Origin of the sequence: Pseudomonas koreensis (assembly GCF_024169245.1) — a bacterium.
Taxonomy (GTDB): Bacteria; Pseudomonadota; Gammaproteobacteria; order Pseudomonadales; family Pseudomonadaceae; genus Aquipseudomonas; species Aquipseudomonas koreensis_F.
Genome location: NZ_JALJWP010000001.1, coordinates 471,693 through 492,512, shown reverse-complemented (window position 1 = coordinate 492,512; position 20,820 = coordinate 471,693). Strand labels below are relative to the sequence as shown.

The window sequence follows — 20,820 nt, the reverse complement described above, 5'->3', positions numbered from 1 at the left end:
GAGTGCAATGCAAGCAATGCGTGGCTGGGCGACTCGATGCGCGCCGCTGGTTGGCCTGATGGGCCTGCTGGGGAGCGTGCAGGAAGCGCTGGCCGGCGACTATGAAGGCTCGCCGCAGGTGGCCGAATTCGTCGGCGAAATGACCCGCGACTACGGTTTCGCCGGTGAACAACTGATGGGTGTGTTCCGCGAGGCGCAACGCAAGCAGTCGATTCTCGACGCCATCTCCAAACCCGCCGAACGGGTCAAGCAATGGAACGAATATCGCCCGATGTTCATCACCGACGCGCGCATCGCCCGAGGTGTGGATTTCTGGCGTCAGCACGAGGCGACCCTGGCCCGTGCCGAGCAGGAGTACGGCGTGCCGGCACAAGTCATCGTGTCGATCATCGGCGTCGAGACCTTTTTCGGACGCAATACCGGCAATTTCCGCGTGATCGATGCTTTATCGACCCTCGGCTTCGACTATCCTCCCCGTGCCGAATTTTTCCGCAAGGAACTGCGTGAGTTCCTCCTGCTGTCCCGCGAAGAACAGGTCGATCCACTGACCCTCAAAGGCTCGTACGCCGGGGCCATGGGCCTGCCGCAGTTCATGCCGAGCAGCTTTCGCGCCTACGCGGTGGATTTCGACGGGGACGGCCACATCAATATCTGGAACAACCCGGACGATGCCATTGGCAGCGTCGCCAGCTATTTCAAGCGTCATGGCTGGGTCGCTGGTGAACCGGTGGTCAGCCGCGCCGATGTACGCGGCGAGCAGGTCGACGAAGGCCTGACCACTGGGATCGAACCGGTGAAAACGGTCGCAGAGTTGCGGGCGCTGGGCTGGTCAAGTCATGATGCGCTGCGCGATGATATGCCGGTTACCGCATTTCGACTCGAAGGCGACAGCGGCCCTGAATACTGGATGGGCCTGCAGAATTTCTACGCGATCACGCGTTATAACCGCAGCGTGATGTACGCCATGGCCGTACATCAACTGTCTGAACAGCTGGTACAAGCACGGGGCGTCAAGTAATGCAGGCATTGCCTAACAATAAACCCCTGAAGCTGGTGGCTTTCGCTGCGTTGGCAGTCCTGGTCGCCAGTTGCACGACCAGCCGCACTCCGACACAGAAAACCCCGTCCACCGCGGTCCGCGCCCAACCGGGCCTGGACATCAACCGCGCGCACAAAGACGGCGCGCCGTGGTGGGATGTCGATGTCTCGCGCATTCCTGATGCGACACCGACGCTGCACACCGGCCCGTACAAGGCCAACCCGTACACCGTGCTGGGCAAGACCTATTTTCCTTTGCAGGAATCCAAGACCTACGTGGCCTCGGGCACGGCGTCCTGGTACGGCACCAAGTTCCACGGTCAGAACACCGCCAACGGCGAAGTGTATGACCTGTACGGCATGAGTGCCGCGCACAAGACTTTGCCACTGCCAAGTTACGTTCGGGTGACCAACCTGGACAACAACAAGACCGTGATCCTGCGCGTCAACGACCGTGGGCCATTCTACTCCGATCGCATCATCGACTTGTCCTACGCGGCGGCGAAGAAACTCGGCTATGCCGAAACCGGTACCGCACGGGTCAAGGTCGAAGGCATCGATCCGCAGCAGTGGTGGGCGGCCAAGGGCCGTCCGGCGCCGCTGATGCTCAACGAGCCGCAAGTGGCGCAGAATAGCGCGCCAGTGATTACGGCTTCGGCCGGCACCGTCGAGCAGTGGACGCCGCCACCGCAGCAACACGCGGCGGCCGTGGTGCCCGTGCAGATCGATGCAAAAAAAAACGCTTCTGCACCAGCGTCTGGCCAGTATCTGCAGGTGGGCGCGTTCGCCAACCCGGACGCTGCCGAACTGCTGAGGTCGAAGCTCAGCGGGATGGTGAGCGCACCGGTGTTCATCAGCTCGATCGTGCGCAATCAGCAGACCCTGCACCGGGTACGCCTGGGGCCGATCGGCTCGCCGGGTGAAATCGCCCAGGTGCAGAACAGTGTGCGGCTGGCCAATCTGGGTTCGCCCAGCGTGGTCACCGAGTAATACGTAGACCTTGATTGACGGTTCACTTGCGGTATTCGGGGGGTGAACCAGGTTGCTGGCTCGTCGAAGAACAAAAGCCCGGCAAGGGTGACTGGAGTGAGCAACTGAACACGCGATGGCCCGTTAGAAGGCTGTCTGAACAAGTTTTGCCTTCGGGCAAGTTTCCATTAGCGATTTCGAGAGACGGATGAACATCACCACCTTTGCCAAACGCCTGTGTCTGCTAGTCCCGCTGCTCCTCTCGCCAGCCGCCTTTGCGGCCGAGATGATGCCGTCGCCACCACAACTGGCCGCCAAGGCCTATGTTCTGATGGATGCCAGCAGCGGCAACGTGCTGGTCGAAAACAACGGCGACCAGCGTCTGCCACCGGCCAGCCTGACCAAGCTGATGACCGCGTACATCGCGACCCTGGAAATCCGTCGCGGCCAGATCGGTGAAAACGACCCGGTGACCGTCAGCGAAAACGCCTGGCGCACCGGCGGTTCGCGGATGTTTATCAAGGTCGGTTCGCAGGTGACTGTCAGCGACCTGCTGCACGGCATCATCATCCAGTCCGGTAACGACGCCAGCGTCGCCCTGGCCGAGCACATCGCCGGCAGCGAAGACGCATTCGCCGACCTGATGAACAAGACCGTCACCGAACTGGGCATGACCAATACCCACTTCATGAACCCGACCGGTCTGCCGAACCCTGAGCACTATTCGTCCGCTCACGACATGGCGATCCTGGCCCGCGCGATCATCCACGAAGACCCGGCTCACTATGCGATCTACTCGCAGAAAGAGTTCTTCTGGAACGGCATCAAGCAGCCTAACCGCAACCTGCTGCTGTGGCGCGACAAGACCGTTGACGGTCTGAAAACCGGCCACACCGATGAAGCCGGCTACTGCATGGTGTCCTCAGCGGTACGTGACGGCCAGCGTCTGATCGCCGTGGTGTTCGGCACCAACAGCGAAGTGGCTCGCGCCGCTGAAACCCAGAAGCTGCTGACCTACGGTTTCCGCTTCTTCGAAACCCAGACCTTCTACCAGAAGGGCACTGAACTGGCGCAGGCGCCGGTGTGGAAAGGCACCACCAGCCAGGTCAAGGCCGGCTTGGCGCAGGACCTGACCATGACTCTGCCAAAAGGCCAGCTGAAGAAGCTCGCTGCCAGCATGACCATGAACCCGCAACTGGTTGCGCCAATCGCCAAGGGCGACGTGATCGGTAAAGTCGAAGTCAAACTGGAAGACAAGGTGGTGCACAGCGCCGACCTGATCGCTCTGGATGGCGTCGAGGAGGGTGGTATCTTCCGCCGCATGTGGGATAGCATCCGTCTATTCTTCTACGGCTTGTTCAACTGATTCAGTGTTGACCTGCATGGCCCCGCCCCGATCCGGTGCGGGGCCATGTGCGTTACCACGGCTTGCACTCTAGAGGCCGTTACGCCATGACCGATACCGAAGTAAAGGCGCCAAAGATCGAATTCCCTGTCACGGACTATCCCGTCAAGGTGATCAGCGATACCGGTGTAGGCAACAAAGACAAGATCATCGACATCGTCAAGAAACACGCGACCATCAATGATGAGCGCGTCGACGAGCGTCAAAGCACCAACGGCAAATACACCACCATTCAGTTGCACATCGTCGCCACCGATCAGGATCAGCTGTACAACATCAACAGCGAACTGCGGGCGACCGGCTTCGTGCATATGGTGTTGTGATGCACGGCACGCTGGGCTTTCGCGAGCTGGGCCAGATGGCTTACGAGCCGGTCTGGCATGCCATGCAACGCTTTACCAACGAACGCGGCAATGCTGCCGCCGACGAAATCTGGCTCGTCGAACACCCGCCGGTGTTCACCCAGGGCCAGGCCGGCAAGGCTGAACACCTGTTGCTGCCGGGAGATATTCCGGTGGTGCAGGTCGATCGTGGCGGCCAAGTGACTTATCATGGCCCCGGGCAACTGGTGGCCTATCTGTTACTGGATGTGCGCAAGCTGGGTTTCGGCGTGCGTGATCTGGTCAGCCGCATGGAAGCCTGCCTGATCGAACTGCTGGCCAGCTACGGCGTCACCGCCGCGGCTAAGCCAGATGCTCCCGGCGTGTATGTCGATGGAGCGAAAATCGCTTCTCTGGGTTTGCGCATTCGCCACGGTTGTTCCTTTCATGGCCTGGCCCTGAACGTGGATATGAACCTGGAACCGTTTCGACGGATTAATCCCTGCGGCTACGCCGGGCTGGCCATGACCCAGCTGAGCGATCACGCAGGATCGATTGAATTTGCCGAGGTAAGTGCCCGGCTGCGCGCGCAGCTCGTCAAACACCTCGACTATGCTGAGCAGACGACCCTCACGGGCGGAATCGACTGATATGACTACTGATGCAGTGCAAACCATGATCCCGACGCTCGACGTGACCGAGCGCCCGGCCCCGCGTCCCAAGGTCGAAGCCGGCGTCAAGCTGCGCGGCGCCGAGAAGGTTGCACGCATCCCGGTCAAGATCATCCCGACTACCGAACTGCCGAAGAAACCCGACTGGATTCGCGTGCGCATCCCGGTTTCGCCGGAAGTCGACCGCATCAAGAGCCTGCTGCGCAAGCACAAGCTGCACAGCGTCTGCGAAGAAGCCTCCTGCCCGAACCTCGGCGAATGCTTCTCCGGCGGCACCGCGACCTTCATGATCATGGGCGACATCTGCACCCGTCGCTGCCCGTTCTGCGACGTTGGCCACGGTCGTCCGAAGCCACTGGACGTCAACGAGCCGGAAAGCCTGGCCATCGCCATCGCCGACCTCAAGCTCAAGTACGTAGTGATTACTTCGGTTGACCGCGATGACCTGCGTGACGGCGGTGCCCAGCACTTCGCCGACTGCATCCGCGAAATCCGCAAACTGTCGCCGAACGTGCAGCTCGAAACCCTGGTCCCGGACTACCGTGGCCGCATGGACATCGCCCTGGAAATCACCGCCGCCGAGCCGCCGGATGTGTTCAACCACAACCTGGAAACCGTGCCGCGCCTGTACAAGGCTGCGCGCCCGGGTTCGGATTACCAGTGGTCGCTGACCCTGCTGCAACGCTTCAAGCAGATGATGCCGCATATCCCGACCAAGTCCGGCCTGATGCTGGGTCTGGGCGAGACCGACGAGGAAGTCATCGAAGTCATGAAGCGCATGCGCGAACATGACATCGACATGCTGACCCTCGGCCAATACCTGCAACCGTCGCGCAGCCACTTGCCGGTGCAGCGTTTCGTGCACCCGGACACCTTCGCCTGGTTCGCCGAAGAAGGTTACAAGATGGGCTTCAAGAACGTTGCGTCGGGCCCGCTGGTACGTTCCTCGTACCACGCCGACGAGCAGGCGAAGCTGGTCAAGGCCGAGCTGCTGGGGTCCTGATTCAGCGCCCGAAAAAATGCCCGCCGAGGTTTGATACCCGGCGGGCATTTTTTTGCCTGACTTACACTCGCTGCTGATTTTTCCTTCAATGCACGGCGTGACTGATCCTCTTCTGTTTGTTCACGTTCCTGACTAATGTGTGAGCATCAATTCACAGGGAGATCCAAGGATGACCATTCGACCGACCCATACACTCTGCCCGCACAAGGCCGTGCCCGCATTGCCCTCGGAAGGGCTGATCGGCGTCATTGCACCGGCCGGCCCGGGTGCTCTGGACACCGATAAGGCGCTGCAATGGATGCGCGCCCGCGGCTATGGGCTGAAGGTGTTTCCGGGCGTCTACGAGAAGGACGGCTATCTGGCCGGCAGTGATGACGTGCGTCTGCGCGATCTGCACGCGGCGTTCGCTGATCCTCAAGTCGACGCCATTATTTGCCTGCGCGGCGGCTACGGCACGCCGCGCCTGCTGGACCGAATCGATTACGACCTGCTCAGCCGTCACGCCAAACCCTTTGTCGGCTACAGCGACATTACCGCGCTGCATCTGGCCATCAGCCGCTATGCCGGGTTTGTGACCTTTCACGGCCCGCTACTCAATGCCGACCTGCTGGGCGACAAGGAACCGCCGACCGTTACGTCATTTTTCGCCATGCTGCGCGGGCAACTGAAAACGGGCAGTGTGTTCAGCCATCCCGCGGCGTATCCGCTATCAACCGTCGAACCGGGCATTGCTCACGGGCGGTTGCTTGGCGGCAATCTGGCGATGATCGCTGCAACTCTCGGCACGCCCTACGAAATTGATGTCGAAGGGGTGATTCTGTTTATCGAGGACATCAACGAGCCGCTGTACCGTATCGACCGCCTGCTGACCCAGATGCGTCTGGCCGGCAAGTTGGCGAGGCTGCGCGGTGTGCTGGTCGGGGACATCGCCGGGGTGGATGTGAGCGCGCTGAATCGCTTGCTCAAGCAGACGTTTGAGCCGTTACGGATCCCAGTGTTGTCGGGCTGGCGCAGTGGTCATTGCGACCCGAACCTGACGCTGCCGTTGGGCGCGCTGGTGCGCCTGGATGCGGGGAAGCAGGAGTTGCTGCTGGAGCAGGATGTGGTCATCCGATAATTCGGGTGAGGCTCAAAAGATCGCAGCCTTCGGCAGCTCCTACAGGACGCTCGTCAATCCCATGTAGGAGCTGCCGAAGGCTGCGATCTTTTGATTTGTTCTATTGGCTACGCAGGCTCTCAAGCAACTTGTGCGTCGGATAACCATCCGCCGGCCACCCCAGCGCTTGCTGCGCGCTGCGAATCGCTTTGCGGGTGTTGGCGCCAATAATCCCGTCAGCCGCGCCGGCATCGTAGTTACGCGCGCTCAACAGCGTCTGCAGCTCGATGCGCTCGGTGCGGCTTAGCGGCAGATCGTCTTTCGGCCAGTTGCCATTGATCAGGCCTGCGCCTTCGAATCGCTCCGACAACAGACTCACCGCCAACGCATACGATGACGAATTGTTGTACTTGAGGATCGCCCGGAAGTTATCGAGGACCAGAAACGCCGGGCCACGATAACCGGCTGGCAAGAGCAGGGCAGCGGACAGTTGTTCGGACCCGGCTGGCACCTGCGCACCATTGGGCAGGCTCACGCCCAGTTGCCGCCATTCAGCAACACTTTTACGAATCGTGCCATCCGCCAGGGTGTAGTTGAAGCTGCTCGGCAGTTGCACTTCAAACCCCCACGGCTGACCACGCTGCCAGCCCGAGCTTTGCAGATAATGTGCGGTCGAGGCCAGAGCATCGGCGGGGCTGCCCCAGATATCGCGGCGACCATCACCGTCGAAATCCACGGCGTGGGTGTTGTAAGTAGTCGGGATGAACTGGGTCTGGCCCATTGCCCCGGCCCAGGAGCCGAGCATTTTCTCCGGGGTGATATCGCCCTGTTGCAGAATCTGCAGGGCGGCGATCAATTGGGCGTGAGCAAAGCCCGGGCGACGCCCTTCGTAGGCGAGGGTGGCCAGCGAGTTGATCACCGACTTGCTGCCCTGGAACTGGCCGAAATTGCTTTCCATGCCCCACACCGACACCAGTGCCTGGCGATCAACGCCGTACCGTTGCTCAATGCTCTGCAGAATGTCGGCGTACTGATTGATCAATGCCTGGCCTTTGCGCACGCGCAGCGGCGACAGCGCGCCATCGAGATATTCCCATACTGGCCGGGAAAACTCTGGCTGACTGCGATCGGCGCGAATCACGCTGGCGTCGAAGCTGACATTGGCAAATGCCTGATCGAACAGCTCAGGGCGAACCCCGGCGGCGAGGGCGTCCTTGCGAAAACCCGCCTGCCATTCGGCAAAAGTCTGGGTCGGTTGAATATCGAGCGGATCGGCGGACGGCACTACCGGCGGGATAATCGCTGGGGCCGTGGGCACGGGGGCGGCTTGAAGCGGTTGTGCATCGGCAGCGGTGGGTTTTTCCGCGCAGGCGACAAGCAGAATGAAGCTGGAGGCAGCGATCAATTGGCGCACGGGCCAACGACGGGAAAGACTTGGGGGCATGCACAGTTCCAGGGGAAACGAATCAGGTGCAGACCTTAACATGAGCGGGGGGTGGTGCGCTTCAGGCAGCCAGAAAGTAAAAAGCCTCCCGGTTGTCAGACCGGAAGGCTTCGCGGCGGTAGCTGCCTTTGCCCTTGGCTGGTCGTTCCTGACGACTGCGGAACAAGGGCTGGGCGACGATGGATTTGGCCTTGTTGGGGCCATGCTTTGCTGGCTTTTTGCTCATGAGCTTCTCTCGGTGAGGTGAGTTTTGCGGGGGGAATAATCTGCCGATGTCGGGCATCTGTCTATAGGACAAATATGGGCAGTGTTTGTAGGAAAACAAGATCAAAAGATCGCAGCGTGCCGCAGCTCCTACAGGGATCGGTGTAGGAGCTGCCGAAGGCTGCGATCTTTTGATCTTATTCAGCAGGCAATGACAGTCGCTGGCCTGACATCAATAAAGCCAGACGACTCAGGCTCATCCACGGCGAACCCGCCGCCTGACCCTTGATCTGCGCATCGATGCGCTGGGCTTCAAGCAACAATTGCGCCCAGCGTGGCGCCGAGTAGCGTTGCAGAGCCTTGCTCATCAGCGGTTTGCGCTTGTCCCAGACCGGCGGTTTCGACTGGCTGAAGCACTTGTCCAGCGCAGTGCCCTGGCTGTATTGCAGGGAGATGTTGGCCAGCAGACGCAACTCCCGCGCCAGTGCCCAAAGGATCACCGGCGGCTCGACGCCTTCGCCGCGCAAACCCTCAAGCATGCGCAAGGCGTGGGCCGGTTCGCCGTTGAGTACCGCGTCAGTGAGGCCGAACACGTCGAACCGCGCACTGTCGGCCACGGCGGCCTGCACGGTTTCGACGGTGATCTGCCCGCCTTCGGCCATCAACTTGAGCTTTTCGATTTCCTGAGCGGCGGCGAGGAGGTTGCCTTCGACACGCGCGGCAATCAATTCGACGGCGTCCTGACTGGCCGACAGGCCGGCCTGCGACAGACGCTGACGGATCCAGCTCGGCAGCTGATTGGCATCCACCGGCCAGATCTGCACGAACTGGGTTTGCTGGCCTTCGACCAGCGCCTTGCCCCACTTGGTTTTCTGCGCACTGCCATCGAGCTTGGGCAGGCTGATCAGCAGCAGCGTGTCCTCGGCGGGGCGCGAGCAATATTCGATCAGCGCCGCAGCACCTTTGTCGCCGGGCTTGCCTGAGGGCAGGCGCAGTTCCAGCAGGCGTTTTTCGGCGAACAGCGACAAGCTCGCACCGGCCTGCAGCAACGTACCCCAATCGAAATTGGCGTCGGCGGCGAATACCTGGCGTTCGTCGAAACCTTGCTGACGAGCAGCGGTGCGGATGGCGTCGGCGGCTTCCTGACACAGTAACGGGTCATCGCCGCTGATGATGTAGACCGGCGCGAGGGCGCCTTGCAGGTGTTTGCCGAGTTGCGCGGGAGCGAGCTTCATAAGGAAGGGCGAGCGGGGCGCCTGAGCGCCCCGGCCGTCTTACTGCTGCGGGATTTCGAGCGGCGACTGACGCGGCGTTTCCGCCTCAGCCTTTTGTGCCGCTTCCAGCGCATCGGCTTCAGCCTTGGCGCGGTCGTTGGCGGTTTGCTGCAGTTGCTGCAACTGGCTCGGGGTCAGTTGCGACAGGCGCAGCATCATGCGCTGGACCAGCTCGCGGCGAATTTCATGACGGGCATCATTGGCTTCCTGGTCGGAACCGACGAGGTTGTTGCCGTCGTGAATGAACACCTTCTGTACTTCAAGTTTGTCGCTAAGCAGGGACAGGTTCTTCTCGCCGCGGATGTCATAGCTCAGCACGGTGTTGACCTGATACTCGCCTGTGCGGCCGGCACCGGCATAGCTGAGGATGCGCTGGCTTTCCTGCTCGTCAGCCAGGTACAGCTTGTACGGCGCGCCGCTGTAGACCTTGACGCCGCTGGATTCCAGCGTCTGACGCAGCTGTGTCACGGTTTCGCCGTACGCGTTGCGCGCGCTCAGGTCGATTTCCTTGATCGACAGTTCGTTGGTGCCGGTACCACGCAACTGGAAACCGCAGGCGCTCAGCAGAACGGCGAGGCCCATCACCAGCAGATTGCGTTTGATCATTGTGTTGCTCCCCTTGAAACCAGGTGAGCCGACTCTGCGGCCCGAAAGGTTTTACTGGCTGCCAGGCGAGCCTGGCAGCCGATCCAATTTAGCTAGCGACGATGTTGACCAGTTTGCCCGGTACCACGATCACTTTGCGAATGGTCAGGCCGTCGACGAAGCGCAGCACGTTTTCGTTGATGCGCGCGGCGGCTTCGATCTCTTCGCGGGTGGCGCTGGCCGGCATTTCGATCTGCCCGCGCAGCTTGCCGTTGACCTGAATGACCAGGGTCAGGTTGTCCTGCACCAGTGCACTTTCGTCCACGGCCGGCCAGCCTGCATCGATCACCGCATCGGCGTGACCCAACTGCTTCCACAGTTCGTGGCTGATGTGCGGGGTGATCGGCGCCAGCAGCAAGGTCACCGCTTCCAGACCTTCGTGCAGCAGTGCGCGGTCCTGTTCGGTGGCTTGCGCGGCTTTTTCCAGCACGTTCATCAGCGTCATCACTTGGGCGATGGCAGTGTTGAATTTGTGGTTCTGGCCGACGTCATGGCTGGCCTGCTTGATCGCCAGGTGAATCGCACGACGTACGGTTTTCTGCTCGTCGCTCAGCGCGGCGATATCCAGTTTGCCCGGCAAGCCCTGGGTGACGTGGGCTTGCGCCAGACGCCAGACGCGCTTGAGGAAACGGTGCGAACCTTCAACGCCGGAGTCGGACCATTCCGCGCTCATGTCAGGCGGCGAGGCGAACATCATGAACAGGCGGCAGGTGTCGGCACCGAACTGATCGATCATCGACTGTGGGTCGACGCCGTTGTTCTTCGACTTGGCCATCTTCTCGGTACCGCCGATTTCCACCGGCAGGCCGTCGGATTTCAGTTTGGCGCTGATGACTTTGGCCTTGCTGTCGCGTTCGAGTTCTACGTCCGCCGGGTTGAACCAGGTGTAGGCGCCGTTGGCTTCGCGACGATAGTAAGTCTCGGCGATTACCATGCCCTGGGTCAGCAGGTTCTTGAACGGCTCGTTGGAGCTGACCAGACCTTCGTCGCGCATCAGTTTGTGGAAGAAGCGCGCATAAAGCAGGTGAAGAATGGCGTGTTCGATACCACCGATGTACTGATCCACCGGCAGCCAGTGATCGGCTGCGGATTTCTCCACCAGACCACCTTCAAAGTGCGGCGAGGCGTAGCGGGCGTAGTACCAGGACGACTCGACAAAAGTGTCCATGGTGTCGGTTTCACGCTTGGCCGGCGCGCCGCATTTCGGGCAAGTGCACTCGTAGAACTCGGGCATGCGTGCCAGCGGCGAACCGGCGCCGTCCGGCACCACGTCTTCCGGCAGAACGACAGGCAGTTGATCTTCCGGCACCGGTACGTCACCGCAGGCGGCGCAGTGGATGATCGGGATCGGGCAGCCCCAGTAGCGCTGGCGGCTGATGCCCCAGTCGCGCAGGCGGAACTGGGTGCGCGAGGCGCCCAGCTCTTTCTTGATCAGGGCCACTTCCATGGCGTCGAACGCGCCAGCGAAGTCGAGGCCGTCGAACTCACCGGAGTTGATCAGCGTGCCGTGCTCGCCATAGGCGTCCTGCCACGGCGCCGGGTTGGTGTCACCGGAGCTGGTGCGCACCACCGATTTCACCGGCAGGTTGTACTTGTGGGCGAATTCGAAATCGCGCTCGTCGTGCGCCGGCACCGCCATGACTGCGCCGTCGCCGTAGTGCATCAGCACGTAGTTGGCGACCCACACCGGCAGTTTCTCGCCGGTCAGCGGATGCTCGACGAACAGGCCGGTCGGCAGGCCTTTCTTTTCCTGGGTGGCGACGTCGGCTTCAGCGACGCTGCCGCCCTTGCATTCAGCAATGAACGCTTGCAGCTCAGGGTTGTTCTGCGCGGCCAGGGTCGCCAGCGGGTGCTCGGCCGCCACGGCGACGTAGGTCGCGCCCATCAGGGTGTCCGGACGGGTGGTAAAGACTTTCAGGGTGCCGGCTTCGCCGATCGAGTCGACGTTGTAGGGGAACTGCACTTCCATGCCACGGGACTTGCCGATCCAGTTGCGCTGCATGGTCTTGACCTGTTCCGGCCAGCCAGTCAGTTCGTCGAGGCTTTCCAGCAGCTCGTCTGCATAGGCAGTGATCTTGAAGTAGTACATCGGGATTTCGCGCTTTTCGATCAGCGCGCCGGAGCGCCAGCCGCGGCCGTCGATGACTTGCTCGTTGGCCAGCACGGTCTGATCGACCGGGTCCCAGTTCACGGTGCCGTTCTTGCGGTAGATCACGCCTTTTTCGAACAGGCGAGTGAACAGCCATTGTTCCCAGCGGTAGTAGTCCGGCTTGCAGGTGGTCACTTCACGGGACCAGTCCACCGCGAGGCCGAGGCTGCGCAGCTGCGACTTCATGTAGGCGATGTTTTCGTAGGTCCACTTGGCGGGCGCTACGTTGTTCTTCATTGCGGCGTTTTCCGCCGGCATGCCGAACGCATCCCAACCCATTGGCTGCAGAACATTCTTGCCCTGCATGCGCTGGTAGCGCGAGATCACGTCGCCAATGGTGTAGTTGCGCACGTGGCCCATGTGCAGCTTGCCGCTGGGGTAAGGGAACATCGACAGGCAGTAGTAGGTTTCCTTGCCTGGCTGTTCACTGACTTCAAAGGACTTTTGCTCATCCCAGAACGACTGGGCGGCGGCTTCGATCTCACGTGGCTGATATTGTTCGTGCATGGCTACTTTTGTACTGGATAGGGGTGGCCTAATCCTCTTCGACGGCGGCATCCGGGATGGCCCGGGTGCGCTGGAAGTGGAATGACAGGAAGCGCCGTAGCATACATGACCGCGCTTGGCCGAGGGAAACCCTGATTACAGCTGTTTGCCAGAGCTTTTGGGCGACGAGGGCCGTTGGTCGCGGCGTGTAGCCGGTTCGTGCAGCGAAGCTAAGCTCTAACTGGGGAGTGAGTCTTATCTTCAATGAGGTGAGGGATGGTGGAGCAACGGAAAAAAAACGTAACGAAACCCGAGCTGTACGAAAGGTTGATCGATCGTCTGGGCATGGCGCTGGACGCCGTGAAAACCGCTGACCGGCTGCGCGACGAGCGCCCCCTGGAACTGGAATTGCGTGGCTTGAGCCCCGCCGAGTTCAAACTGGTCAAGGCCTATCTGGATCGCAGTGAACGTGAAACGCAGGGATGCCTGTCTCAAGCAGTGAAGCAGCTCGATGCAGCACATTCGGCCAAGGTCATCTGGCTCAAGGACAAGGCGCCGCGCAGAGACACCGGCAAGGTTCGCTCTGTACAGGCCAAGTAAGCGCATGGCAGGTCGGTAAACGGATCTTTTGCAACAGGATCCCGCCTATTGGTTGTAACCCTTGATTAACACTCTTAGGCTTCGGGCATCTTTTGGAGATGCCCGATGCCCTTTCGATACTTCATCAAACAACTGCTCTTGCCGCCCGGCATTCTCTTGCTGCTGTTGCTGGCCGCCTGGTGGCTGCGCCGCTCGCGGCCGCGCCTGGCTGGCGTATGTTTTGCCGTCGGTTTTGGTGGCCTGCTGCTGATGAGCCTGCCGGTGGTAGTGCAGTGGAGCGCCAAGGCGCTGGAACGTGAGCCGCCGCTGGCGCGGCAGGAATGGGCGACGCTGGCGCAACGCGCCGATGCCATTGTGGTGTTGGGCTCGGGTCGCGAGCGCGGTGATCTGGCCTGGGGCGAAGACCAGCCAACCGGCGTCGGGCTCGAGCGCCAGCGTTATGCGGCGCGCCTGGCCAAGGCCTCCGGGTTACCGATCCTGACCAGTGGCGGCCTGCATTACGGCACGCCCCCGACCGAAGCGAAATTGATGGCGGATTCATTGCGCGATGACTTCGACGTGACGGTACGCTGGCAGGAAGGCGCGAGCCGCACCACGTGGGAGAACGCGAAGATGACGGCGGATATTCTCTTGCCGCAGGGGATCAAGCGGGTCGTCGTGGTGACGCAGGCGTGGCACATGCCGCGGGCGGTGTGGAGCTTTGAGCAGGCGGGATTTGAGGTGGTGCCGGCACCGGTCGGGTTTCTTGGTACCGATAACGCAAGACCGTTTGGCGGCTGGCTGCCGGAATTCAAGTCGATCTGGCAGAGCGGGCAATTGCTCAATGAAGCGGTGGGGCGGGTGGGGTATTCGTTGTTTTACCGCTGAAGATCAAAAGATCGCAGCCTGCGGCAGCTCCTACAAGGGGATTTGCGTTTTCCCTGTAGGAGCTGCCGAAGGCTGCGATCTTTTGCTTTAAAGAGTCTTCGACATGCGGTTGGCCATCAGCGCCCAGCCAAACAGCAGCAGGCACAACACGATCAACGGCCATGAACGCCATTGCAGATACGGCGTCAGGTCGTGCATCGGCACCACTTCCCCGTACAGCACGCCCTGTTCGAACTGCGGAATCTGCGCGGTGATCTGGCCGAACGGATTGATCAGGCCGGTGACGCCGTTGTTGGTCGCGCGGATCATCCAGCGTCCGGCCTCAAGCGCGCGCATCTGCGCCATTTGCAGATGTTGCAGCGGCCCGATCGAGGTGCCGAACCAGGTGTCATTGCTGATGGTCAGCAACAGATCGCTGCGTGCCGACAGGCCGGCGGCGAATTCCGGATAGACCACTTCGTAACAGATGAACGGTGCGATCTGATAACCCTTGGCCTGCAAGAGCGCCTGATCGGAAGGGCCGCGAGCGAAGTCCGACATCGGTAAATCGAAGAACGCGATCAAACCGCGCAACACGTCCTGCAACGGCACGTACTCGCCGAACGGCACCAGTTTTTGCTTCAGGTAAGTGCCATCGCCTTCGCCGACTACGGTGATGCCGTTGAAGAAGCGCCGCTCGTGATGCACGGTCTGGCGGATCGGCACGCCGGTGATCAACGCCGACTTACGCTCGGCGGCGAAGTTGCCCATCATTGTCAGGTAGCCTTCGGCGGACTCCTTCAGCACCGGCACGGCGGTTTCCGGCCAGATCAGCAGATCGACCGGTTTGGAACGGAAGCTCAAGTCGCGGTACAGCGCCAGTTGTGCGTTGAGCTCGGCCGGGTCCCATTTCATGCTTTGCGCGACGTTGCCCTGAATGGCGGCGACTGTCAGCGGTGCGCCGGACGGGCTGGTCCAGGCATGGCCTTTGAGGGCGACGCCTGCTGCCCAAGGCCCCAGCAGAAGTACCAGGCCGGCAGCGATAAAGCCTTTGCGGCGAGCCTGCAACAAGCGCGGAGCGTTGTAGATCAAGGCTGCGGTCAGTGCCAGAACGAACGACACCAGCCACATACCGCCCACTGGCGCGAGCCCGGCCAGCGGACCGTCGAGCTGACTGTAACCGGAGTAAAGCCACGGGAAACCGGTGAGGAACCAACCGCGAAACGCTTCCTGGCCGACCCACAGCGCGGCAAATGCCAAGGCATCCGCCAGCGGTGCTTCGTTGCGACGCAACCAGCGCGCCCACAACCAGGCGGGCAGGGCGAAGAACCAGGCAATCGCCGCGGTGAACAGCAGCATCAGGAACCCGGCGAGCAACACCGAAGCGCCGCCAAAATGGTGAATGCTGTAATAGATCCAGCTGGTGCCGGCGCCGAACAGGCCGAAGCCGAAGCACCAGCCACGGCCCAGCGCCTGACGCGGACTCAGCTCACGCAAACCGGCATAGAACAATCCGACCGCCAGCAACGCCAGTGGCCAGATGTCGAACGGGGCAAGAGCGAACGTGGTGATTGCACCGGCCGCCACGGCCAGCAGGTTACCGGGCCAGCCGGGGCGGGTAGTCCAGCGCATTTCAGTCCTTAGATTTCTTTACCGGGCGATTGGTGTGAGTCGCAGCAAATGAATCCGACGGCTGTCGGCGTTCAGGATGCGGAAACGATAGGCGCCGATTTCAGTGATTTCGTTGCGTTTTGGCAAGTGGCCGAACGCGCTCATCACCAGACCGCCGACGGTGTCGAACTCGTCGTCGGAGAACTCGCTGTCGAAGAACTCGTTGAAGTTCTCGATCGGCGTCAGTGCCTTGATCAGGAAATCACCGCTGGGCAGCGGCTTGATGTAGCTGTCTTCTTCGACGTCGTGCTCGTCTTCGATATCGCCGACGATCTGTTCCAGTACGTCTTCGATGGTCACCAGACCGGCCACGCCGCCGTATTCGTCAATGACGATGGCCATGTGATTGTGGTTGGCGCGGAATTCACGCAGCAACACGTTCAGACGCTTGGACTCCGGCACGAAGGTGGCCGGGCGCAGCAGGTCCTTGATGTTGAAGCTGTCGCCGTTTTCCTTGAGGATCAGCGGCAGCAGATCCTTGGCGAGCAGCACGCCCATCACGTCGTCATGGCTTTCGCCGATGACCGGATAACGCGAGTGGGCCGAGTCGACCACGGCAGGGAGGAATTCGCGGGGTGTCTGGGTCGCCTTGATGCTGATCATCTGCGAGCGCGGCACCATGATGTCGCGCACTTGCAGGTCAGCCACCTGAATGGCGCCTTCGACGATGGCCAACGCTTCGCTGTCCAGCAGTTTGTTCTGATGTGCATCACGCAGCAGCTCGAGGAGCTCCTGACGGTTCTTCGGCTCGTGGGCAAAAGCCTGGGTCAGTTTACCCAGCCATGACTTCTGCCCGTTGCTCGATCGATCTTCGCTCATAGCGATTACTCTGAATCCTTTGTTGTAACGATAGGGGAGTGTTCGGTTTCGTCGTCCGCGTACGGATCGGGATAGCCCAGTTCAGCAAGCAACTCGCGTTCCAGTGCTTCCATTTCCTCGGCTTCGTCGTCATCTATATGGTCGTAACCGAGCAGATGCAAGCAGCCGTGAATGACCAGATGTGCCCAGTGGGCCTTTAGTTCCTTGCCCTGCTCGGCGGCTTCGCGTTCGACCACGGCCACGCAGATCACCAGATCGCCAAGCAGCGGGATATCGAGAAACTCGTCGGGCACTTCCGCCGGGAACGACAACACATTGGTCGCGTAATCCTTGTGGCGCCAGGTGTGGTTGAGCTCGCGGCCTTCTTCCTCGTCGACCAGACGAATGGTCATTTCCGAATCAGCGGTGCGCTGGCGCAGGGCCAGTTCGCACCACTGGCGGAACTCGGCTTCACTCGGCGCGCTGGCCTCGGTGGCGATTTGCAGATCCAGCTCAAGCATCGCGCGAGGCTTCCTTCGCGGCTTCGGCACGGGTTTCGAAGCGCTCGTAGGCCTCGACAATCCGCTGCACCAACGGGTGGCGCACGACGTCTTTGGGCTGGAAGTGGGTGAAGCTGATGCCCGGCACGTCTTTCAGCACTTCGATCACATGGTGCAGGCCGGACTTGGTGCCGCGCGGCAAGTCGACCTGGGTGATGTCGCCAGTGATGACGGCGGTGGAGCCGAAGCCGATGCGCGTGAGGAACATCTTCATCTGTTCGACGGTGGTGTTCTGGCTTTCGTCGAGAATGATGAAACTGTTGTTCAGCGTGCGACCGCGCATGTAGGCCAGCGGCGCGACTTCAATCACCTGCTTTTCGATCAACTTGGCGACGTATTCAAAACCGAGCATTTCGTACAGCGCGTCGTAGAGCGGGCGCAGGTACGGGTCGATCTTTTGCGACAGGTCGCCAGGCAGGAAGCCGAGCTTTTCACCCGCTTCGACCGCCGGACGCACCAGCAGGATGCGGCGGATCTGCTCGCGCTCCAGCGCATCCACCGCGCAGGCCACGGCCAGATAGGTCTTGCCGGTACCGGCCGGGCCGATGCCGAAGTTGATGTCGTTGCCAAGGATTTCCTTCACGTAGCGCTGCTGATTCAAGCCGCGTGGGCGAATCATGCCTTTTTTCGTGCGCAGGGCGACGGTCGGTTCGGCAGGGGCTGGATTGTCCAGATCGCCGGCCGATTCCTGGATGAACAGGTGCACCAGGTCTGGCGACAGCTCGGTACCCTTGGTTTCCCGGTACAGGCGGCGCAGCAGGTTTTCCGCGGACGTGGTGAGTTTTGGATCGCCAATCAGCTCGAACTGGTTTCCGCGATTGCGGATCTCGATGGCCAGGCGCTGTTCGATCAAGCGCAAATGCTCGTCGAATTGCCCGCACAGATTGGCGAAGCGGCGAGCCTCAAAAGGCTCGAGGAGAAAACGATGTGGTTCGATGGGTGCGTTCAAGGTCGTATTTAGCCGCCCTGGGGCAATTAGGATGAAATCAAGGATAACGCCAGTGGCGTGGGTGCGAAAGCTCTTAAATGAGCCCACCCGATTCATGCCTCTGGCGCTGTACCTGTGGGAGCGAGCCTGCTCGCGAAGGCGGCGACACATTCAACATTGATGTGTCTGACAGACCGCCTTCGCGAGCAGGCTCGCGCCCACAGGAGAAATGCAGTGTTATTGAATCAGCGAACCACGCAGCGAGTGCGGTTGCGCGGCGTCGATGTGCACATCGGCGAACTGGCCGATCAGGGTCGGATTGTCGCAGCGGAAGTTGACGATACGGTTATTCTCGGTACGGCCCTGCAGTTCGCCCGGGTCTTTCTTCGAATAATCGGTCACCAGAATGCGCTGGATCGAGCCGACCATTTGTCGGCTGATCTCGAAGCCCTGCTGATTCAAGCGATGTTGCAGTGCGTTCAGACGTTCTTTCTTCAGTTCTTCCGGGGTGTCATCGGCCAGATCGGCGGCCGGTGTGCCCGGGCGCTGGCTATAGACGAACGAGTAGGAGAAATCGAAACCGACATCGGCAATCAGCTTCATGGTCTGCTCGAAATCTTTCTCGGTCTCGCCAGGGAAACCGACGATGAAGTCCGAACTGATGCAGATCCCCGGTACGGCGGCGCGCAGTTTGCGCAGCTTGGATTTGTACTCCAGCGCCGTGTGGTTGCGCTTCATCGCCGCGAGAATCCGGTCCGAGCCCGACTGCACTGGCAAGTGCAGGTGCTTGACCAGTTCCGGCACTTCGGCGTGGGCCTGGATCAGGCTGTCGGAGAACTCCAGCGGGTGCGAGGTGGTGTAGCGGATGCGGTCGATGCCGTCGACGGCCGCGACCACGCGGATCAGCTCGGCCAGGTCGGCCAGACGACCGTCGTGGGTCTGGCCGCGATAGCCGTTGACGTTCTGCCCGAGCAAGGTCACTTCACGCACGCCGTGTTCGGCGAGGTGAATGATTTCCGCGATCACGTCATCGAACGGCCGGCTGACTTCTTCGCCTCGGGTGTACGGCACCACGCAGAACGTGCAGTACTTGCTGCAACCTTCCATCACCGACACATAAGCGCTCGGACCGTCGATGCGCGGCTCGGGCAGGTGGTCGAATTTTTCGATTTCCGGGAAGGAGACGTCGACTTGCGGCAGCTTGGTAATGCGCGCTGCGTCGATCATCTCCGGCAGACGGTGCAGGGTCTGCGGGCCGAACACCACGTCGACGTACGGAGCGCGATCGCGGATCGCCGCGCCTTCCTGACTGGCCACGCAACCGCCGACGGCGATGACCATCTCCGGGTTGGCCAGCTTCAGTTCGCGCCAGCGGCCGAGCTGCGAATACACGCGGTCTTGCGCGCGTTCGCGGATCGAGCAGGTGTTGAGCAGAATCACGTCGGCGTCTTCCGCGCGAGCGGTGACTTCCAGGGCCTGATGTTCGCCCAGCAGATCGACCATGCGCGAGCTGTCGTACTCGTTCATCTGGCAACCGTGGGTTTCGATGTAAAGCTTCTTGGCCATGGATTCGGGTCGTCACGTGATTCAAAGAACCGCGCATTATAGGGAACAAGCCGTCAGGTTCCTACCGCTGTGCGTCCGGTGGCTATGCTATAGTTCGCGCCCTCATTTTTACCCCGATGTTATCCGCCCGCCATGACCAAACGCGAAGCTCCAATCTACAAGGTGATTTTCCTCAACCAGGGCCAGGTGTTCGAAATGTACGCCAAGCAGATCTATCAAAGTGATCTGTGGGGTTTCCTGGAAGTTGAAGAATTCGTCTTTGGCGAGCGCACGCAAATGGTCGTCGATCCGAGCGAAGAAAAGCTCAAGGCGCAATTCGAAGGCGTGGTGCGCAGCTTTGTACCGATGCATTCGATTGTGCGCATCGACGAAGTGGAGCGCCTGGGCACGGCGAAAATCAGCGAAGCCCGCGGTGCGGTCGGCAATGTCATGCCGTTTCCGATGCCGATGCCTGAAAAGTAAGCTTCAAGACCGCGTCGCCTCATTCGCGAGCAGGCTCGCTCCCACAGGGGATCTTCTGAACACTGGAGATCTACTGTGGGAGCGAGCCTGCTCGCGAAGAGGCCAGAAAGGTCGGCGCAAAAATCAGGGAAGAGGCGAAAACGGCGTACGCCCATCCGCGCTTTGCAGTTCCATCAGGTATTTGCGGAAAATCTGCCCGAGCACCTGAGTGGCGGTTTCCAGATCTTCGCGGGACATCTTTTCCGAGACTTCGTCGGCCGTGTCCAGCGCCTCTTCGGCACCGTTGACCGCCGCCATCTTCAGCACGATGTACGCCTGGATATTGTTGGCCTGCACGCCCTCGCCGTGGAAGAACATGCTGCCGAGCTTGAATTGCGCCTGGGCATGGCCTTGCAACGAGGCCTTTTCGAAATAGCTCAGGGCTTGATTGAGGTCGCGCGGCGCGTTCTTGCCGTCGTAGTAGAACTCACCCAACTCGTATTGCGCTTGCGCGTCCCCTTCATCCGCCGCTTTCTGGCAGGCGGCCAGTGCCTGCGTGACGTCTTGCGGCTGAGTATTGAGGGTGCAACGACCCATCGCCGGGATCAACAACGAGTTGCCGCCTGCTTGTGCATGCGCGAGCAGGGGCTGAAGGAGCAACAGGCAGCCCAATGCAAGGGTGCGGCCGGTGCGGTTCATGGGAATC

21 protein-coding genes are annotated in these 20,820 nt (G+C 60.9%); 10 read left to right on the top strand and 11 right to left on the bottom strand.

The features are described 5' to 3' along the window. Positions 1-7: 7 nt before the first annotated feature. The 7 genes from mltB (at position 8) to J2Y90_RS02265 (ending at position 6,523) form a co-directional block, all read left to right on the top strand. Positions 8-1,018, top strand: a complete 1,011-nt coding sequence (gene mltB, locus J2Y90_RS02295) for a lytic murein transglycosylase B (protein ID WP_253496145.1) — start codon at positions 8-10, stop codon at positions 1,016-1,018. Beyond that, on the top strand, positions 1,018-2,028 hold the full coding sequence (locus J2Y90_RS02290) for a septal ring lytic transglycosylase RlpA family protein (RefSeq protein WP_016773027.1): 1,011 nt from the start codon (positions 1,018-1,020) through the stop codon (positions 2,026-2,028). The genes mltB and J2Y90_RS02290 overlap by 1 nt, the downstream gene beginning before the upstream one ends. A gap of 187 nt (positions 2,029-2,215) precedes the next feature. Further along, positions 2,216-3,373, top strand: a complete 1,158-nt coding sequence (locus J2Y90_RS02285) for a D-alanyl-D-alanine carboxypeptidase family protein (protein ID WP_016773028.1) — start codon at positions 2,216-2,218, stop codon at positions 3,371-3,373. Between the two features lie 86 nt (positions 3,374-3,459). Further along, positions 3,460-3,735 (top strand): DUF493 domain-containing protein, encoded by a 276-nt coding sequence (locus tag J2Y90_RS02280; RefSeq protein WP_253496143.1) that lies wholly within the window; start codon positions 3,460-3,462, stop codon positions 3,733-3,735. Next, positions 3,735-4,382: a lipoyl(octanoyl) transferase LipB gene (gene lipB, locus J2Y90_RS02275; protein WP_024014445.1), complete on the top strand. Its 648-nt coding sequence runs from the start codon at positions 3,735-3,737 to the stop codon at positions 4,380-4,382. The genes J2Y90_RS02280 and lipB overlap by 1 nt, the downstream gene beginning before the upstream one ends. A gap of 25 nt (positions 4,383-4,407) precedes the next feature. Beyond that, positions 4,408-5,406: a lipoyl synthase gene (gene lipA / locus J2Y90_RS02270; RefSeq protein ID WP_160768663.1), complete on the top strand. Its 999-nt coding sequence runs from the start codon at positions 4,408-4,410 to the stop codon at positions 5,404-5,406. A 169-nt stretch (positions 5,407-5,575) separates the two neighbouring features. Next, positions 5,576-6,523 (top strand): S66 peptidase family protein, encoded by a 948-nt coding sequence (locus J2Y90_RS02265; RefSeq protein WP_253496141.1) that lies wholly within the window; start codon positions 5,576-5,578, stop codon positions 6,521-6,523. A 100-nt stretch (positions 6,524-6,623) separates the two neighbouring features. Here the strand turns inward: J2Y90_RS02265 and J2Y90_RS02260 are convergent, their stop codons facing one another. The 5 genes from J2Y90_RS02260 to leuS all read right to left on the bottom strand — a co-directional run bounded on the left by J2Y90_RS02260 (position 6,624) and on the right by leuS (position 12,725). Next, positions 6,624-7,946, bottom strand: coding sequence for a lytic murein transglycosylase (locus J2Y90_RS02260; RefSeq protein ID WP_253496139.1), 1,323 nt, complete (start codon positions 7,944-7,946; stop codon positions 6,624-6,626). Between the two features lie 61 nt (positions 7,947-8,007). Beyond that, on the bottom strand, positions 8,008-8,172 hold the full coding sequence (arfA, locus tag J2Y90_RS02255) for an alternative ribosome rescue factor ArfA (RefSeq protein ID WP_016773035.1): 165 nt from the start codon (positions 8,170-8,172) through the stop codon (positions 8,008-8,010). 175 nt (positions 8,173-8,347) lie between these two features. Then, on the bottom strand, positions 8,348-9,385 hold the full coding sequence (gene holA, locus J2Y90_RS02250; RefSeq protein WP_253496137.1) for a DNA polymerase III subunit delta: 1,038 nt from the start codon (positions 9,383-9,385) through the stop codon (positions 8,348-8,350). A gap of 39 nt (positions 9,386-9,424) precedes the next feature. After that, positions 9,425-10,030 (bottom strand): LPS-assembly lipoprotein LptE, encoded by a 606-nt coding sequence (gene lptE / locus J2Y90_RS02245; RefSeq protein WP_253496134.1) that lies wholly within the window; start codon positions 10,028-10,030, stop codon positions 9,425-9,427. Between the two features lie 88 nt (positions 10,031-10,118). Further along, positions 10,119-12,725 (bottom strand): leucine--tRNA ligase, encoded by a 2,607-nt coding sequence (leuS, locus tag J2Y90_RS02240; protein WP_253496133.1) that lies wholly within the window; start codon positions 12,723-12,725, stop codon positions 10,119-10,121. Between the two features lie 255 nt (positions 12,726-12,980). Between leuS and J2Y90_RS02235 the strand changes: the two genes are divergently transcribed. After that, positions 12,981-13,304, top strand: coding sequence for a hypothetical protein (locus J2Y90_RS02235; protein WP_024014441.1), 324 nt, complete (start codon positions 12,981-12,983; stop codon positions 13,302-13,304). A 105-nt stretch (positions 13,305-13,409) separates the two neighbouring features. Further along, positions 13,410-14,171, top strand: coding sequence for a YdcF family protein (locus J2Y90_RS02230; protein ID WP_253496131.1), 762 nt, complete (start codon positions 13,410-13,412; stop codon positions 14,169-14,171). Between the two features lie 87 nt (positions 14,172-14,258). Here the strand turns inward: J2Y90_RS02230 and lnt are convergent, their stop codons facing one another. The 5 genes from lnt to miaB form a co-directional block, all read right to left on the bottom strand. Continuing rightward, a complete protein-coding gene (gene lnt, locus J2Y90_RS02225; RefSeq protein WP_253496129.1) occupies positions 14,259-15,782 on the bottom strand; it encodes an apolipoprotein N-acyltransferase in 1,524 nt (507 codons plus the stop codon). A gap of 18 nt (positions 15,783-15,800) precedes the next feature. Beyond that, positions 15,801-16,640 carry an HlyC/CorC family transporter gene (locus tag J2Y90_RS02220; protein ID WP_007909641.1) on the bottom strand — a complete coding sequence of 280 codons (840 nt, stop codon included), beginning with the start codon at positions 16,638-16,640 and terminating at the stop codon, positions 15,801-15,803. Positions 16,641-16,645: 5 nt separating this feature from the next. Further along, positions 16,646-17,140, bottom strand: a complete 495-nt coding sequence (gene ybeY, locus J2Y90_RS02215; RefSeq protein ID WP_252868341.1) for an rRNA maturation RNase YbeY — start codon at positions 17,138-17,140, stop codon at positions 16,646-16,648. Continuing rightward, positions 17,133-18,128, bottom strand: coding sequence for a PhoH family protein (locus J2Y90_RS02210; protein ID WP_253496127.1), 996 nt, complete (start codon positions 18,126-18,128; stop codon positions 17,133-17,135). Before J2Y90_RS02210 ends, ybeY begins: the two co-directional genes overlap by 8 nt. Positions 18,129-18,344: 216 nt before the next feature. Continuing rightward, positions 18,345-19,673, bottom strand: a complete 1,329-nt coding sequence (gene miaB / locus J2Y90_RS02205) for a tRNA (N6-isopentenyl adenosine(37)-C2)-methylthiotransferase MiaB (RefSeq protein WP_253496125.1) — start codon at positions 19,671-19,673, stop codon at positions 18,345-18,347. Between the two features lie 132 nt (positions 19,674-19,805). On the opposite strand from miaB, the gene J2Y90_RS02200 reads away from it, so the two are divergent. Beyond that, positions 19,806-20,135, top strand: coding sequence for a DUF1820 family protein (locus tag J2Y90_RS02200; protein WP_253496123.1), 330 nt, complete (start codon positions 19,806-19,808; stop codon positions 20,133-20,135). Positions 20,136-20,258: 123 nt separating this feature from the next. Here J2Y90_RS02200 and J2Y90_RS02195 read toward each other — a convergent pair whose 3' ends face one another. Continuing rightward, on the bottom strand, positions 20,259-20,813 hold the full coding sequence (locus tag J2Y90_RS02195; RefSeq protein ID WP_064364065.1) for a tetratricopeptide repeat protein: 555 nt from the start codon (positions 20,811-20,813) through the stop codon (positions 20,259-20,261). Positions 20,814-20,820: the final 7 nt, after the last annotated feature.